The sequence below is a fragment of the Mesorhizobium sp. M1C.F.Ca.ET.210.01.1.1 genome, assembly GCF_004791585.1.
Classification (GTDB): domain Bacteria; phylum Pseudomonadota; class Alphaproteobacteria; order Rhizobiales; family Rhizobiaceae; genus Mesorhizobium.
On sequence record NZ_SRUU01000134.1, the window covers coordinates 1 to 371 of the forward strand.

The 371-nt window shown below is 59.3% G+C and carries 2 pseudogenes; both read right to left on the reverse strand.

The features are described from left to right. Nucleotides 1-150: pseudogene (locus tag EN853_RS33255) on the reverse strand (carbohydrate ABC transporter permease); the annotation flags it as partial. 10 nt (nt 151-160) lie between these two features. Then, nucleotides 161-371, reverse strand: a pseudogene (locus tag EN853_RS33260) (sugar ABC transporter permease); the annotation flags it as partial.

The following is a 371-nucleotide window of genomic DNA, read 5'->3' on the forward strand; positions in this document are numbered from 1 at the left end:
GAAGACCAGTTGCGGCGGGATACGCAGGATCATCTCGTTGGTCTGGAACGACATCATGAAGATCCAGACGATCGGAAACATGAAGAAGACCACGACCAGCGTGAGCGCGATACCGCGCAGCACCCGTTCCAGAAGCGACGTGTGTTCCATGCCGGCCCTCCTATGCCTGGCCGCGCGCGCGTTCGCGCAGCCGGAGCCAGTTCTTGATGAAGATGTTCGAAAGGAAATAGGTGATCGCCCACAGGATGATCATCAGCGCGGCCGAGCGGCCGACATTGGTCGACTGGAAAAAGTTGAGATAGGCTTCGACCTGGAAGACCGTCAGCGTGTCGCCGGGGCCGCCCTGGGTCATGGCGTAGATGATGTCGAAC